Origin of the sequence: Candidatus Pantoea bituminis (assembly GCF_018842675.1) — a bacterium.
In the GTDB taxonomy this organism is placed as follows: Bacteria; Pseudomonadota; Gammaproteobacteria; order Enterobacterales; family Enterobacteriaceae; genus Pantoea; species Pantoea phytostimulans.
The window spans coordinates 1,997,612-2,013,307 of sequence record NZ_JAGTWO010000004.1; the positions used below are offsets into that span (position 1 = coordinate 1,997,612).

The 15,696-nt window shown below is 54.6% G+C and carries 6 protein-coding genes and 5 pseudogenes; 5 read left to right on the plus strand and 6 right to left on the minus strand.

Going from position 1 to position 15,696, the window contains the following annotated elements:
• Both KQP84_RS13145 and KQP84_RS13150 read left to right on the plus strand, forming a co-directional pair.
• A pseudogene (locus KQP84_RS13145) lies at positions 1-2,962 on the plus strand (virulence factor SrfB).
• Positions 2,959-5,333: pseudogene (locus tag KQP84_RS13150) on the plus strand (virulence factor SrfC family protein). Before KQP84_RS13145 ends, KQP84_RS13150 begins: the two co-directional pseudogenes overlap by 4 nt.
• Here the strand turns inward: KQP84_RS13150 and KQP84_RS13155 are convergent.
• From KQP84_RS13155 to KQP84_RS13165, 3 genes and pseudogenes are all read right to left on the minus strand, one after another.
• Positions 5,330-5,598: pseudogene (locus KQP84_RS13155) on the minus strand (barstar family protein). The pseudogenes KQP84_RS13150 and KQP84_RS13155 sit on opposite strands and share 4 nt — an antisense overlap.
• A 2-nt stretch (positions 5,599-5,600) precedes the next feature.
• Entirely contained in the window at positions 5,601-6,035 is a 435-nt protein-coding gene (locus KQP84_RS13160) for a ribonuclease domain-containing protein (protein ID WP_215846873.1), read from the minus strand.
• An 85-nt stretch (positions 6,036-6,120) separates the two neighbouring features.
• The gene (locus tag KQP84_RS13165; RefSeq protein WP_215846874.1) at positions 6,121-6,462 is read right to left on the minus strand and encodes a helix-turn-helix domain-containing protein; all 342 of its coding nucleotides are present in this window, start codon (positions 6,460-6,462) and stop codon (positions 6,121-6,123) included.
• 302 nt (positions 6,463-6,764) lie between these two features.
• Here KQP84_RS13165 and KQP84_RS13170 point away from each other — a divergent pair, with 302 nt between their 5' ends.
• Positions 6,765-7,925, plus strand: coding sequence for an efflux RND transporter periplasmic adaptor subunit (locus KQP84_RS13170; RefSeq protein WP_215846875.1), 1,161 nt, complete (start codon positions 6,765-6,767; stop codon positions 7,923-7,925).
• A 12-nt stretch (positions 7,926-7,937) separates the two neighbouring features.
• A pseudogene (gene oqxB / locus KQP84_RS13175) lies at positions 7,938-11,087 on the plus strand (multidrug efflux RND transporter permease subunit OqxB).
• 107 nt (positions 11,088-11,194) lie between these two features.
• Here oqxB and KQP84_RS13180 read toward each other — a convergent pair.
• Both KQP84_RS13180 and KQP84_RS13185 read right to left on the minus strand, forming a co-directional pair.
• Positions 11,195-11,683 (minus strand): RrF2 family transcriptional regulator, encoded by a 489-nt coding sequence (locus KQP84_RS13180; RefSeq protein WP_215846876.1) that lies wholly within the window; start codon positions 11,681-11,683, stop codon positions 11,195-11,197.
• A gap of 190 nt (positions 11,684-11,873) precedes the next feature.
• Positions 11,874-13,054: pseudogene (locus tag KQP84_RS13185) on the minus strand (MFS transporter).
• A 212-nt stretch (positions 13,055-13,266) separates the two neighbouring features.
• Here KQP84_RS13185 and tus point away from each other — a divergent pair.
• On the plus strand, positions 13,267-14,196 hold the full coding sequence (gene tus, locus KQP84_RS13190; RefSeq protein ID WP_215846877.1) for a DNA replication terminus site-binding protein: 930 nt from the start codon (positions 13,267-13,269) through the stop codon (positions 14,194-14,196).
• A 59-nt stretch (positions 14,197-14,255) separates the two neighbouring features.
• Here the strand turns inward: tus and fumC are convergent, their stop codons facing one another.
• Positions 14,256-15,653, minus strand: a complete 1,398-nt coding sequence (gene fumC, locus KQP84_RS13195) for a class II fumarate hydratase (RefSeq protein WP_215846878.1) — start codon at positions 15,651-15,653, stop codon at positions 14,256-14,258.
• Between the last annotated feature and the right edge of the window lie 43 nt (positions 15,654-15,696).

Genomic DNA, 15,696 nt, shown 5'->3' on the forward strand with positions numbered 1-15,696 from the left:
ATGTTGGCTCCCCTGATCGATGACAAACAAAAAATTACGCTGATTGAAGACAGCGGCGTGCAGTTTCTCGACTTCGGCTTGCAGTTTTCAGCCCCCAGGCGCGCCGCCAGTTTGTGCGCCAGACCGCTAATGGCCCGCTGCTGCGCCTGAACGTTGACGGGAATGGCGGTAAATTCTTGCTTTATCCTGAAGATGGCGGCGCACCGGAAGTGGTGCGTCCTGAATCTGACATTGCGCTGGCTGATTCGCTGTCGCTGCTCGCCGCCTGCTGGTTGCCGCTGCCGATGTTGCGCTGCGCCAGTGGACGCCGTTTTATTGGTGGACCCGAAAACTGGGCGCGCATGCGTCTGGTCGCGCTGGATAAACCGGATGCTGCAGGCAATACCCATCGCGTTAGCCTGGCTTTTGACACCCGCTGCGTCGCCAATGACGAGGGTGGCGAGCAGTTGGGCCTCTCTCCCGCAGACGCACAAAACGGCGTGACCTTTGCGCTGGCCTGGCACAATTACGAGCTGGGTGAGTTTCTTGACAACACTTGGGTTGACGGTTGGCTGCGTGAAGCCTTTACCGATCGCGTGCAGGATCGTCGTGAACAAGCGATCAATCAGGCGCTGCGCGAATTTGAATATCAGGCGCACTACCTGAATTTGCTGGAGCTGCTCGGTGAGCAACTCACTCTCAGCGATATCCATATTCAGGCCGCTTCACTGCAAACGCCCGCTGTGAACGTCGATATCATTCTTGATGTCGGGAATTCGCATACCTGCGGCATTCTGGTTGAAGATCATCCCGAAGAAACTAACGGTTTAAAACAAACCTACGAACTGCAACTGCGCGATCTGTCTCAACCGCATCAGGTTTATAACGAGCTGTTCGACAGCCGCCTGGAGTTCGCCGAAGCGCGTTTCGGCAAGGCCAGTTTCTCGCTGGAAAGCGGGCGCGAATCTGCGTTTATGTGGCCGTCACTCACCCGTGTCGGTCGCGAAGCGAGCCGTCTTGCGCTGCAACGCGCCGGGCTGGAAGGCAGCACCGGTTTATCCAGTCCACGCCGCTATTTGTGGGATGAAGCACGCTATCAGCCAGGCTGGCGTTTCAACCAGCAAGGGTTGCAAGTGGAACCGCTGGCCTGCGCCGCCCCTTTCACTACGCTGGTTAATGATGAAGGCCAGCCGCTGCATGCGCTGCCGATTGACGATCGCTTGCCAGTGTTCTCTGCCCATTACAGCCGCAGTTCGCTGATGACCTTTATGCTGTGCGAACTGTTAGCGCAAGCCATGATGCAAATGAACAGCGCCGCACAGCGTCAACGCATGCCACAAAGCCACGCCCCGCGCCAGTTACGTCATGTGATTCTGACGCTGCCTTCGGCGATGCCAAAACCGGAGCGTGAAATTTTCCGTCGTCGTATGCAGGAAGCGATTGCGCTGGTGTGGAAAGCGGAAGGCTGGCACGACGCTGATGCTGACTTTACGCCAGAAAGCCAGGCACAAAGCCGCAAGCCGGTACCCGACGTGCAGATGGAGTGGGATGAAGCCACCTGCGGCCAGATGGTGTGGCTGTTTAATGAAACTCAGGTCAATTTTGCTGGTCGCGCCGAAGATTTCTTCAGCAGCATGGCGCGTCCCGATCGCCCGCGTGAAACCGATGAGCTGCCCGGCAAAAGCCTGCGCATCGCCTCCATCGATATTGGCGGCGGCACCACCGATTTAGCCATTACCCAATATCGCCTTGATGATGGTCAGGGCAACAACGTTAAGATCACGCCGCGTCTGCTGTTCCGCGAAGGATTTAAAGTGGCGGGCGACGATATTCTGCTGGATGTGATTCAGCTGTGGATCCTGCCTGCCCTGCAAAATGGCCTGCAAAAAGCGGGACTGACGCTGGCTGAGCCGCTGATCAACAAGCTGTTTGGTCATGACAGCCGCATGGATGGGCAAGCTACGCTGCGCCAACAGGCCACGCTGCAACTGTTTATTCCTCTGGCGCAGGCCGTGTTAGAGCGTTACGAAAACTGGGATCCGCTGGAAAGTCACGCTGAGATTAATGCGCTGTTTGGCGAGCTGGTTGAACAGCGTCCGAGCGATGCCGTTCTCTCGTTTGTGAACGGTGAAATTCAGCGTGAACTGGGTGGCAACAGCCGCTTTGACCTGCTTGATGTGCCGCTGGTGGTGAGCATGGCGCAGCTGCACGCCGAGTTTATGCAACACCGCATGGCGATTATTCCTGCGCTGCGTTCAATGTGTGAAGTGGTGTCGCTGTACCAATGCGATGTGTTGCTGCTAACCGGTCGGCCGTCGCGTTTCCCGGGTATTCAGGCGCTGGTACGCCACTTACAGCCGCTGCCGGGCAGCCGTATTTTGTCGCTGGAAGGCTATCACACCAGCGACTGGTATCCGTTTAACAAACTGGGCCGCATCGATAACCCAAAATCCACCGCCGCCGTGGGTGCCATGCTCTGCTTGCTGGCGCTGGATCTGCGTCTTAGCAGCTTCTGGTTCCGCGCGGGCGATTTCGAACCTTACTCCACCATTCGTTATCTGGGCATGCTGGATGAAAACCAGGCGCTGACCGATGAGAATCTTTGCTATAGCGAGATCGATCTCGATGACAGTAGTTTCGCGCTGGACCGTAAAGCAGCTTCCGCATTCGCGGTAACGTCTGCCTTGGCTTCCGTCAGCTGGATAACGATCGCTGGCCTGCTTCGCCGCTGTATAGCCTGACGCTGAATGATGCCGCGCTGGCGCGTAAAGTCGCTGGTGAAAGCGTATTGCGCGTGAAGTTAGCGGTTAAGCCTGGCCCGGATGCGCAAGGCCCGGAAAATCTGGTGCTGAGCGATGCGCGTCTTGACGACGGCACGCGGGTGCCGCTCGATCAGTTGAGCCTCAAACTGAATACGCTTTCAGCGACCGGCAACGCTAATGCGCAATACTGGATCGACAGCGGGAGCGTGTGTAAACGATGAAATCTTTAAAAACGCGCCAGCCGCAGACGCTGGCAAAACGTCTTAGCCTGTTGCAGGACGCCCTGAATGCCAGCCTTGACTGGATTGATACTACCCGTGCGCAGTCGCCGCGTCTGGCGCTGGAAGCGGAAACGCTGACGCTACAGCTGCGACAGGCGCGCGTGCAAACCCATGCATTGGCCCAACAGGTTGCGCGTCCAGTAACGCTGGCGCTGTTTGGTCAATCTCAGGCGGGTAAAGCCTGGCTGTTGAGCGAGATGGTCGCCGATGCCCAAGGCCAATTGGTGACGCGTCTGAGCGACAAATCGCTGAACTACTTTCAACACATCAATCCCGATAACCTTGATTATGCGACCGCCACGCGTTTCAGCCACCAGCGCGAACCGCTGTCGGGTGAATGGCCAGTGGAATTAACGCTGCTGAGCGAAGCGGAAATTTTACGTCTGGCGATTGCCTGCGGTGGCGGCGTAACGCAACCTAATATTGCGCAGATTGACAGCGTGATGCAGCGCCTGCAGCGGCATCGCCTGACCACGCCGCTGGCTGGGCTGGAAAGTGATGCGCTAGTGACATTGTGGTCATGGTGTCGCCGCCATCATTTTTATGATGCCTTGCTGGATCGTCATTTCTGGCCGCAGGCGGTAGAACTGGCGCCGTGGCTCAGCGTGGATGACCGCGTACAGCTCTTTTCTTTGCTGTGGCCGGCTGAACCGCAACTGAATGAGTGGCTACGCGGCCTGCTGCATTTGCGTCATCAACTGCGCAACAGCAGTCGCGTGCTGGCCCCGCTGAGCCTGCTGACGGACGAGGCTTCATTGCCAGCCGAACAGTTGATCGTCCCGGCCAGCGAGCAGGATCAGCAACGACTCATTGATGTTTGCCCATTAAATGGCAATCGCATCGGCAAACCGCAAAGCGTACCGCTGGGTCAACTGGCGCTGCTGACGCTGGAAGTGCTGATTCCGCTGAGTTCTACGCCGCGTACCGCGCTCTACGACGATGCCGATATGCTGGAGTTGCCTGCGCCAGGCGTGCCGGCTGACCGCGCTTCGGCGGAAGAGCTTCAGCGTTTACAGCAGCAAGATCCGCTGCGGGCGCGCCTGCTGGAACAGAAACGCGCCCTGCTGCCCGGCTTTTACGCCACGCGTCAGAGTATTGATCTGTTACTGGTCTGCACTGCGGCCAGCCAGCGTCAGGATGCGGATATCGCCAGCAAGGCGCTACGCGAATGGCAGCGTCATCAGCCGGTGAATGAAAGTGGCGAAAAGCCGCGTCTGATTTGGGCCATCACGCCTTATGACGCGCGCCATCAACAGATGAATGTAGATGAAGCGGTTCAGCGACAGATTGGTCAGCCGGGACAACGCTGGGGATCGATGCTGGCGCTGGATCGCGCAGGTGTTGATCGCATGGCGGCCTGGTTGCAAGAAGAAATGCAGCCGGAAGCGCGCCGTGAGTTGCTGGTGACGCAGCTGGCGCAGATTCAACACACCGTGGTTGAGCGTCGTTTACAACCCTGGACCGAGGCAGAAGCCAGCCCAGAACAGGCAGCGCGTAAACAGAATATCGCCGATATTTTGTTGAAATGTTTGCAGCACCGCACCGGTTTGCACGGTGAATTGCTGGAGCGCTTGCAGCCGCCGCGTGAAGCGTTGCGTCAATTGTGGCTTAATCAATCTGCTGCGCCTAACGCCACCAGCCTGACGCCGCTCAATGCGGCTGAAAATCAGTTTGGTATTGGCTTTGAGTTTGATCTGTTCAGCAATGCAGAAGTCGAGCAGGCCCCCGTGCAGCAGAGCAAAGCCAGCCAAAATACCCAGCAGTTTCCGCATCAGGTGTTCAGTTTATGGCTCGATCATTTACGTCAACTGCCGGAAAATCGCAGCCTGCTGGCGTTACTGAATATCGATAAAGCCACCATGGAATGGCTGGTAGAAGAGTTGATCACCGCGAGTTTCCGCGCTGAGATGACGCAGAAATTGCAGCAGGCGCTGCATGAATCCGATGCGCATACCGTGACGCATGAGTCGCGTGCCGATCGTCAAGTGACGCGCGCAATGACAGTGTTAGGGGATTTTGTAGCCTGGCTCGGTTTTTGCAGCGACCCGAATCGGAGCGTCCAGCGAGTCGCGTGAATCGGGGGCAATCGATCTTCTCTCGCCCGCCTGCGCCCAGCGTGAGCTTCGGTGCCGGACAGCGTTTAACCCGTCTTTCGGTCGCGCCCGCCAATCATACCGCTTACTACATTTATGATTGGTTAGTGGGACTCAATACGGTGATCATTGAGAACAACGGTTATACCGGCGGCGGTGATTTACCCGTTGCCGCACGTGACGCGTTGATTGCATTGCTGAAACCGCTGCGCGCTTAATTGACGATCAGGCGCAGCTCGCCTTCCAGCGACTGCGCCGCCTCTTCCAGCAGCGCCAACACCGGCGCGAACGTATCATGGTGATGACGCTTATCGACATGGCGTAAATGAATCTCTGCTGGCAACGCCATCCGCCCGTCAACCAATCCCACAACGCATCCAGATTATTGCCAAACGGAAACGGGCAATGGCTTTGCTGCGCCAGCTGATCATAAAACGCATCACGATCCGCCAACTGACGAAAATCAAAGCTCAGAATCAGCATGATTATGGCACCTGTTTGAAGCTGCGATAGTGATCGGTTGAGAGATAAACTAACCCATCTGAAGAGTAGACCAGGCGATCCGCTTCGCGGTGCCCACAGCGATAATTCACATCCGCTTCATACCACTGGCGGTTCTGCCGTTGCGGCAGGCGCTTTTCACGGTTCGAGAATCGGTCGCCACCAATCGCTTTCCCCGGCAAAACATTGCACAGATCGCCTTTGCTGGGATTCCAGCCGCGACGTCGCGCTTCACTTTTGGTCAGATAATAGTCAGGTAATTGCTGGTTTTGCAGGATATAACGGGCAACGGTGCGCACATCAGTGAGCGCAGTGATATCACTGGCAGCAGGTGCAGAAGAAGAGGGTAAATAAGGTTTGAGGCCAACCCAGCAGGCGGCAAGGACAAAGAAAAGTCCAATCCAGAGTTTTTTCGACATAATGGCATCCGTGACAGCAGGATGCGGATCATAACAGTTTTAACGGCCAGAAACAGCGCGGGCCAGACAAGCTGGCCCCAGCGGCTTAGGCAGCGTGCGAATGCGCGCTATCACGTCGCCATGCTCCCGGTGCAACACCGTATTGACGTTTAAAACTGCGATTAAATGACTGCTGCGAATCGAAACCTAAAGAAATTGCGACGTTGAGAATCGGTTCGTTGGTGCTGGTCAGGCGATCTGCCGACTTCTTGAGTTTTTTCACCCGGATATATTCGCCCAGCGGATAACCGGTGTGCTCTTTAAACATACGTTGCAGGTGCCACTTGGAATAACCTGCGCGCTCAGAAACCGTGTCTAAATCCAGACGTGCTTCAATGTTGTTATCAATCCAGTCGATTAGATCGTGAATAAAGGCATCGCTCATCATTCTATGTTCTCCCGTCGCGTTGACGAATGGTATCAGTATCAATTGCAGTTACACTTAAAGGGTGACTGACTATGCCAGTTAATGCAAGTTTTATTAGTACATTAAATGCCGCACAGCTTATAGGGTTTTTCTAACGCGATTCACGCCTCAACAGGGCGCCTACCAAACCGCACATAAAGTGTATCAGATATTCTTGCAGTTGCGAGTTGCACAAGCCTACACTCCTCGTAATTAATTGCAATCGTCAAAGTTGCAAATATTGGCCTGCGGGCCGTTTTTTCCTTTTAGGCGGAATAACAATAATGAACAGACAAACGAAGTGGGTTCGTCAGGGTTCTACCCTTCTGGGGATGGTGCTGCTCATCAGCCAATTGAGCGGCTGCGATAACGGTGTGGCGCAAAACGCCCCGCCACCACCGCCACAAGTCAGTGCAGCAGACGTGCTGATCAAACCGGTTAGCCAATGGGATAGCTTCACGGGGCGCGTTGAAGCGGTGCAGAGCGTGCAGCTGCGTCCGCGCGTCTCTGGTTATATCAATGAAGTGAATTACCGCGAAGGCGATGAAGTGAAAAAAGGCCAGGTACTTTTCACGATCGACGATCGCAGTTATCGCGCCGCGCTGGAGCAGGCAAAAGCGGAACTGGCACGCTCGCGCAGTCAGGCCAGTTTGGCACGCAGCGAATCTGCGCGTACGGAGAAACTGATCGGAACGCAGGCGATTTCTCGCGAAGCGTGGGAACAGCGTCGTTCGGCCTCCAGCCAGGCGCAGGCTGATGTGTTAGCGGCTGAAGCCGCAGTGGATATGGCGCAGCTGAATCTCGACTTCACGCGCGTGACCGCGCCGATTGATGGCCGCGCCAGCCGCGCGATGATCACCTCCGGCAATTTAGTCAGCGCAGGCGACAGCGCCAGCGTGCTCACCACATTAGTTTCGCAAGAGAAAATGTACGTCTATTTCGAAGTCGATGAAGCGACCTTCCTGCATTATCAAGCGATGACGCGCCAGGGCCAACAGCGTAACGCGCTGCCGGTTGAGATCGGATTGGTGGACGAGCAAGGTTATCCGCATCAGGGCAAGATCGATTTCCTCGACAATCAATTAACCGCCAGCACCGGCACCATTCGTATGCGCGCCCTGCTCGACAACCCCCAGCGCCAGCTCACGCCAGGCCTTTATGCGCGCGTCCGTTTACCCGGCAGCGCGCAGTTTGATGCCCTTTTGATTGACGATAAAGCGGTATTAACCGATCAAGATCGCAAGTACGTTTACGTCGTTGATGGTCAGGGCAAAGCGCAACGTCGTGATATTCAAGCCGGCGCGATGGTTGACGGCTTACGTATTGTTAAGACGGGACTGCAATCGGGCGATCGGGTGATCGTTGATGGTCTGCAAAAAGTGTTTATGCCTGGCATGGCGGTGACTGCACAGCAAGTCGCCATGCGTGCGACAGCCGCTCACTAATTCGAGGCCGTTATGGACTTTTCCCGTTTTTATTGATCGGCCGATTTTTGCCGCCGTGCTGTCGATTCTGATTTTCGTGACCGGCGCTATTTCAATTCCGCTGTTACCGATCAGCGAATATCCCGATGTGGTGCCGCCAAGCGTGCAGGTTCGTGCTGAATATCCCGGCGCCAACCCCAAAGTGATTGCCGATTCAGTGGCCACGCCGCCTGAGGAAGCAATTAATGGCGTTGAGAACATGATGTACATGAAATCGGTTGCCGGCTCCGATGGCGTGCTGGTCACAACCGTGACCTTCCGCCCGGGCACCGATCCCGATCAGGCGCAGGTTCAGGTGCAGAACCGTGTGGCGCAGGCTGAAGCGCGCTTACCGGAAGATGTACGCCGCCTGGGTATCACGACACAGAAGCAGTCGCCGACGTTGACGTTGGTGGTGCACATGTTCTCGCCGAACAGCACCTACGATTCGCTCTATTTGCGCAACTACGCAACCTTAAAAGTGAAAGATGAGCTGGCGCGTCTGCCGGGCGTAGGCCAGATCCAGATTTTTGGTGCAGGCGAATATGCGATGCGCGTCTGGCTTGATCCCAACAAAGTGGCCGCACGCGGCTTAACCGCATCGGACGTGATTACCGCGATGCAGGAACAGAACGTGCAGGTTTCTGCCGGTCAGCTTGGCGCGGAACCATTGAAAAAACAAAGCGATTTTCTGTTGTCGATCAACACGCAAGGCCGACTGGAAAGCGAACAGCAATTTGGCGACATCATTCTGAAAACCTCAGATGAGGGTTCGCTGGTGAGACTGCGTGACGTGGCGCGCATCGAAATGGGTTCAGGCAGTTATGCCTTGCGTTCACAGCTCAACAACAAAGATGCCGTCGGTATTGGTATCTTCCAGGCACCCGGCGCGAATGCCATTGACCTCTCAAATGCGGTACGTGCCAAAATGGATGAACTGGCCACCCGCTTTCCCAACGACGTGAAATGGGCTGCCCCCTACGATCCGACTGTATTCGTGCGGGACTCAATCAAAGCGGTGGTCAAAACGCTGCTGGAAGCGGTGGTGCTGGTGGTGCTGGTGGTGATTCTGTTCCTGCAAACCTGGCGTGCGTCGATCATCCCTTTACTGGCGGTGCCGGTTTCAGTGGTCGGTACGTTTAGCGTGCTTTACCTGCTGGGTTTCTCCCTCAATACCTTGAGTCTGTTCGGGCTGGTTCTGGCGATAGGCATCGTGGTTGATGATGCGATTGTGGTCGTAGAGAACGTAGAACGAAATATTGAGATGGGATTGTCGCCCAAAGCGGCAGCGCATCAGGCGATGCGTGAAGTCTCTGGACCCATTATCGCTATTGCTTTGGTGCTGTGTGCGGTGTTTGTCCCGATGGCGTTTTTGTCGGGCGTGACCGGGCAATTCTATAAGCAGTTTGCGGTTACCATTGCGATTTCCACCGTGATCTCCGCCATTAACTCGCTCACGCTATCACCCGCACTGGCGGCCATGCTGTTGAAGGATCATCATGCGCCAAAAGATATGCCAACGCGCCTGATTGATCGCCTGTTTGGCTGGCTGTTCCGTCCCTTTAACCGATTTTTCCAGCGCAGTGCGCACGGTTATGAGTCGATGGTGGGCAAAACGTTGCGACGTCGCGGCGCGGTCTTTGCGGTATATGTGCTGTTGCTGGCGGGCGCGGGCTGGATGTTCCACAGCGTGCCGGGGGATTCATTCCCACCCAGGATAAGTTGTACCTGATTGGCGGCGTGAAAATGCCAGAGGGTTCATCGCTGGCGCGCACCGATGCCGTGATTCGTAAAATGAGCGAAATCGGTATGCAAACCGAGGGCGTGGCGTATGCAGTGGCCTTCCCCGGCCTGAACGCGTTGCAGTTCACCAACACGCCCAACAGCGGCACGGTGTTCTTTGGTTTAAAACCCTTTGATCAACGCAAGCACAGCGCGGCGGAAATCAACGCAGAGATCAATGCGAAGATTGCCCAGATACAGCAAGGATTTGGCTTTTCGATTATGCCGCCACCAATTTTGGGTCTGGGGCAAGGATCGGGTTATTCGCTCTATGTGCAGGATCGCGCGGGTTTAGGCTACGGGGCATTGCAAACCGCAATTAATACGCTTTCCGGCGCGGTAATGCAGACGCCAGGCATGCAGTTCCCGATCTCATCTTACCAGGCAAATGTACCGCAGCTGGATGTGAAAGTGGACCGCGATAAAGCCAAAGCGCAAGGCGTGTCGCTGACGGAGCTATTCAGCACGCTACAAACCTATTTAGGTTCATCCTACGTCAACGACTTCAACCGATTTGGCCGCACCTGGCGAGTCATGGCGCAAGCCGATGGCGATTTCCGCGACAGCGTAGAGGACATTTCCAACCTGCGTACCCGCAACGATCGCGGCGAAATGGTGCCGATTGGTAGCATGGTCAATATCACCACCAGTTACGGGCCCGATCCGGTGATTCGCTATAACGGCTATCCGGCGGCGGATTTGATTGGTGATGCCGATCCGCGGGTGCTTTCTTCGGCGCAGGCGATGGCGCAACTGGAAACGATGTCCGATCAGCTGTTACCAAATGGCATGAATATCGAATGGACCGATCTGAGTTATCAGCAATCCACTCAAGGCAACGCCGCATTGATTGTGTTCCCGGTTGCCGTTCTGCTGGCGTTTTTGGTGCTTGCCGCCCTTTACGAAAGCTGGACGTTACCACTGGCGGTGATCCTGATTGTGCCGATTACCATGCTTTCGGCGCTGGTGGGCGTTTGGTTAACCGGCGGTGATAACAACGTATTTGTTCAGGTCGGATTAGTGGTGTTGATGGGGCTGGCGTGTAAGAACGCCATTCTGATTGTGGAGTTTGCCCGCGAACTGGAAATCCAGGGCAAAGGGATCGTGGAATCTGCGCTGGAGGCGTGTCGTCTGCGTTTACGCCCTATCGTGATGACATCGATTGCCTTTATTGCTGGCACCATTCCACTGATATTAGGCGAAGGTGCCGGAGCAGAAGTACGCGGTGTTACCGGGATTACCGTGTTCGCTGGGATGCTCGGCGTCACACTGTTTGGTCTGTTCCTGACGCCCGTATTCTATGTCACTCTGCGTAAATGGGTGACTCGTAAGGCACCGAAAGAAACGTTGCAACCGGCGTGATGTGACTAAAAAAGGCAATCTTCGGATTGCCTTTTTTTGGAAAAAGATTGAGCGTCGTTTTTTAAAACAGGCTTAAAGCACGAAAACCGGGACAGAAAAAAGCCGCATCAGCGGCTTTTCTTACAGAAGTCTTCGACCTCATCGGGTTCAGGCACAGCGGTACAGTTGCTGGTGTCGCGTTTCTTTAGCTCATTGAGCGCATCGGCGACGGTACGTTTAGCTAACACATCCAGCGACGCCTGCTCGGCTTCGTCTGCGATGGATTTGAAGTACCAGCAAAGGTTAGCGCTGACCAGACAACGTGGTGCGACATCAGGGCGCGATGCCCAGATTTTCTTGTCTTCAATCACAGAGACATAGATGTCACGTAGCGTGATGTCTGCAGCAGCACGCCCCAGATGAATCGAACCGGTTCTGCCTAACGTCGAGACGATAATACCGTCACGTGTTAAAGGAACCATCAGTTTGCGTATAAAGCTGGGATTGGCTTCAAGGCCATAAGCCAGAACTGCGCTGGTTGAGCGTTTTCCCATTTGCTCCGCCATCGCTACGCTAAGAACCATTTGCAAAGCTGTCGGGAAGCGGTAATCAAGCATTTCTTTATCCTGAGTTGCGGTGCATCTTATTGTTTTATTGCCGCATAAGTGAACACTGAATGAGCAATAAATATAACAAACACTGTTGCTTTTTTGAAGCAAGGCCACAGCGACAAGGCACGTATTCACCAAAGCCCGCAGCACGATAGCACAAGGTGCTTAGCCTGCTAACTGCCAAATTGTTCTGGCGTTAGTTTATCGCTGCCGTAGGTGCGGGAAGCCTTTGTTTTAGCAGCATGACCAATAACACGTTAATGATTGCCAGGACGCAAAGCAACCCTAGCGTGGCGGGTGCGCCCAGGGTTTCGAACACATAACCCCTACCAGCGGTGTGAGTGCCTGACCAATCAACGCCGGGCGCGCCATCCGCCCGACGACAATTGCATAGGCTTCCGGTTTGACCATCGCCAGCGGTAAAGTTCCCCGCACGATGGCACGTAATCCATTTCCGGCACCGTAAAGCACCATGCTGAGCAAGGCCATGTGGGGAAAGCAGGCTAATAGCAGCAAGCCGATCGCCACTAATCCCACCGAAAAAAGGTGGTCCAGATAGGATGCCCACGCTTAAAAGCGATATCAACAATACGCGATCCCACCTGACACGGGCCCAGAATGGCGCTGATAGCCAACGCCGACGTCAAGCTATGACCGCTGGCCTGCAGCAGGCTGATCAGCTGCACTGAAATCGCCGTCATAATCACCGACGCAAGCGTGAAAATGGCACACAGCAGCCAAAACAGCGACGGTGCGATGTCGCTGTTAGTCTGCGTTGCGGATTTCGGTTTCAGGTTGCGAACCGGTTTGACATTGGGTAACGCATAAAAGTAGGCAGGTAGAACAGAGAGCAGAAGCATAGCGGCGATGGCAAAGCAGGCGCCACGCCACGCTAGCCAGTGAATAAGCAACGCGGTGCCGGGCCAGACGAGTGTGGTGCAAAATCCAGAAATCAGCGTGATGCCGGTGATCGCCGAACGCGCCTGGCCGCCATAACGTGTTCCGAGCGTGGCAAACAGCGCATCGTATAAACCCATTGCCATGCCAATGCCGATAATGACCCAGGCAAACAGAAACAGCGCCAGTGATTGGCTCAAGCCCATGATCACCAAGCCTACGGCCATGACTGCCCCACTTAAGGCCAGCAGCAGGCGCCCCCGTTTTGGCAATGATGCGTCCGCTCAGCGGTGCCAGCAATCCTGACACTAAAATGCCGGTCGATAATGCGCCGTAAACCCATTGTTGCGACCAACCGGTTTCCGCAACAATGGAATTCGCCATCACCGCCATCAAATAGAACGATCCGCCCCAGGAAAGTATCTGCACTAAACCCAACGTGATAATGGCGGCCACGCCTGGTTTGTTTGTTTGGTTCACAACTGAAATCCGTTAGCTGGCAAAGCATTTTTATAACATGTTCTGGGATAAGGAAAAATGGTGCCAGAAGCGAAGCTACCCGCTTTTCTCTGTTTAGCCTGAATGCAGGCACTATTTTAATGAATACTTTAAAAGTATGTTGTAACTAGAATCACTATTGCGGGGAAATTAACTTCTGCGACAGTAAGGATGTTGTAATTAAGGAGGCGAATATGGCGCGCTACGACTTAGTGGCAGATTTACACCAGTGCGTAAATGATTTAGAACGGGCGCTTGGCCGCCTGAGAGCGACCCTTGAATCCCAACCGTTGCTGATTGCACGCGTATTTAGCCTGCCGCCAATTGAAAAAGGCCGCGAGCATGATCCCATTACGCAAATTGAAGTTGAGCAACATCTGGGAGAAGCCGCGCGCGACATGGCGTTGAATCATTATTGTCGCCTGTTCATGCAGCATCAGTCGGAAAAACTCAGTACCAAAGCAGCGGTGCGCCTGCCGGGGGCGATTTGCATTGAATGCGATGACGCGATGGAGCAGGCGATCACTGCGCAAGTTGATGAGGTGAATCAGCTGAAAGCGCTGCTGGAAAAACTGATCACCGTTGATTCGGGTTTACCAAGTGAAGCGCGCTTCGAATTCGTCCACCACCATTTTCGCGGATTGATTACATTAAACGCTTACCGCACCGTTTCTTTACTGCAAGCGCCAGACAGCCTACGTTTTGGCTGGGCGAACAAACATGTGATCAAGAATGTAACGCGCGAAGAAATCATGGAAAAGTTGGATAAAAGCCTCAAGGCTGGACGTTCGCAAGCACCGTGGTCGCGCGAACAGTGGGCGCAAAAAGTTCAGGAGGAGTTGGAAAGCGTGCGGGCATTACCCACATCCGCTCGCTTGAAAATCAAGCGCCCGGTAAAAGTACAGCCTATTGCGCGTGTTTGGCGTGCCGATGAGAAGAAACAAACTCAGCTTGCCTGCCCTTCGCCGATTTTGGTGTTATGCCGCGATCGCACACAGGTGCCTGTGCTGGGTGAGCTGCTGAATTATGATGCGGATAACATCGCTTACCGCCATAAACCCGCCGCTGAACAGCTCTATTTGCTGATTCCCCGCCTGCATCTTTGGGTGGATGTGCCGGTTTAGGCAAATAAAGCCGGACATAAAAAAGGCCAGCATCACGCTGGCCTTCCCGATTAAAACACTTACTGCTTCATGCTGCCGACCATCTCTTCCGGGCGAACCCATTCATCGAACTCTTCTTCGGTGAGATAACCGAGTTTCAACGCTGACCCTTTCAGCGTCAGCCCTTCTTTATGGGCCTTCTTAGCAATTTCAGCCGCTTTGTCGTAACCGATATGCGTATTCAAGGCAGTAACCAGCATCAACGATTCATTCAGTAATTGCTCTATACGCTCACGTACGGGTTCAATCCCGATCGCACAGTGATGATTAAAGCTGTCCATGCCATCGGCCAACAGGCGAATCGATTGCAGGAAATTATGAATCACCATCGGGCGGAAGACGTTGAGCTCGAAGTTACCGGATGCGCCGCCCATGTTAATGGCCACGTCGTTACCCATCACCTGGCAGCACAACATCGTCATCGCTTCACACTGCGTCGGATTCACTTTGCCTGGCATGATTGAGCTGCCCGGCTCGTTCTCCGGGATAGCAATTTCGCCAATGCCGCAACGCGGGCCCGACGATAACCAGCGCACATCATTGGCAATTTTCATCAATGAAGCTGCCAGCCCTTTCAACGCACCGTGCGCATGCACTAAAGCATCACAGGTTGCCAGCGCTTCAAATTTATTGGGTGCGGTGACAAAAGGCTGCTGCGTTAACTCTGCCAATGCTTTAGCCACGCGAACCGCATATTCCGGGTGCGTATTTAAGCCGGTGCCTACCGCGGTGCCGCCCAACGCCAGCTCGGCAACGTGCGGAATGCTCTGCTCGATATGTTTAAGGTTGTGCTCCAGCATCGCCACCCAGCCGGAGATTTCCTGGCCTAGCGTGAGCGGCGTAGCGTCCTGAAGATGCGTTCGACCAATCTTCACAATGTCTTTGAAGGCTTCAGACTTTTCACTCAGGGTTTTCTTTAACACATAGATTTGCGGGATCAGCTGCTCACGCAGCGCAATCACCGCGGCAACGTGCATCGCCGTTGGAAAGACATCATTAGAACTTTGGCTTTTATTTACATCATCATTAGGATGCACTAAACGCGACATGCCGCGCTCGCCACCGAGGATTTCACTGGCGCGGTTCGCCAGCACTTCATTCATGTTCATATTGGTCTGGGTACCGGAACCGGTTTGCCAGATAGCCAACGGAAATTCGTCGCTGTGTTGATCGGCGAGCACTTCGTCTGCAGCTTTAAGGATGGCTTCCGCACGTTCATCCGGGAGCAAGCCCAAATCACGGTTCACGCTGGCAGCAGCGCGCTTGGTCAATGCCAATGCATGCACCAGCGCGGTTGGCATTTTTTCAGTTGAAATACGAAAGTGTTCCAGCGAGCGCTGAGTCTGCGCGCCCCATAACTTATCTGCCGGTACATCGATGGGCCCCATTGAATCTTTTTCAATGCGATTGGCTGCCATGAATACGTCTCCTTTAGCACAGTTTTTGGGATTTAAACGCCCA

Excerpts from the sequence above, each read along its gene's own strand:
- fumC (WP_215846878.1), bottom strand. The coding sequence starts at position 15,653 with ATGGCAGCCAATCGCATTGAAAAAGATTCAATGGGGCCCATCGATGTA.
- KQP84_RS13160 (WP_215846873.1), bottom strand. The coding sequence starts at position 6,035 with ATGTCGAAAAAACTCTGGATTGGACTTTTCTTTGTCCTTGCCGCCTGC.
- KQP84_RS13170 (WP_215846875.1), top strand. The coding sequence starts at position 6,765 with ATGAACAGACAAACGAAGTGGGTTCGTCAGGGTTCTACCCTTCTGGGG.
- KQP84_RS13180 (WP_215846876.1), bottom strand. The coding sequence starts at position 11,683 with ATGCTTGATTACCGCTTCCCGACAGCTTTGCAAATGGTTCTTAGCGTA.
- tus (WP_215846877.1), top strand. The coding sequence starts at position 13,267 with ATGGCGCGCTACGACTTAGTGGCAGATTTACACCAGTGCGTAAATGAT.
- KQP84_RS13165 (WP_215846874.1), bottom strand. The coding sequence starts at position 6,462 with ATGATGAGCGATGCCTTTATTCACGATCTAATCGACTGGATTGATAAC.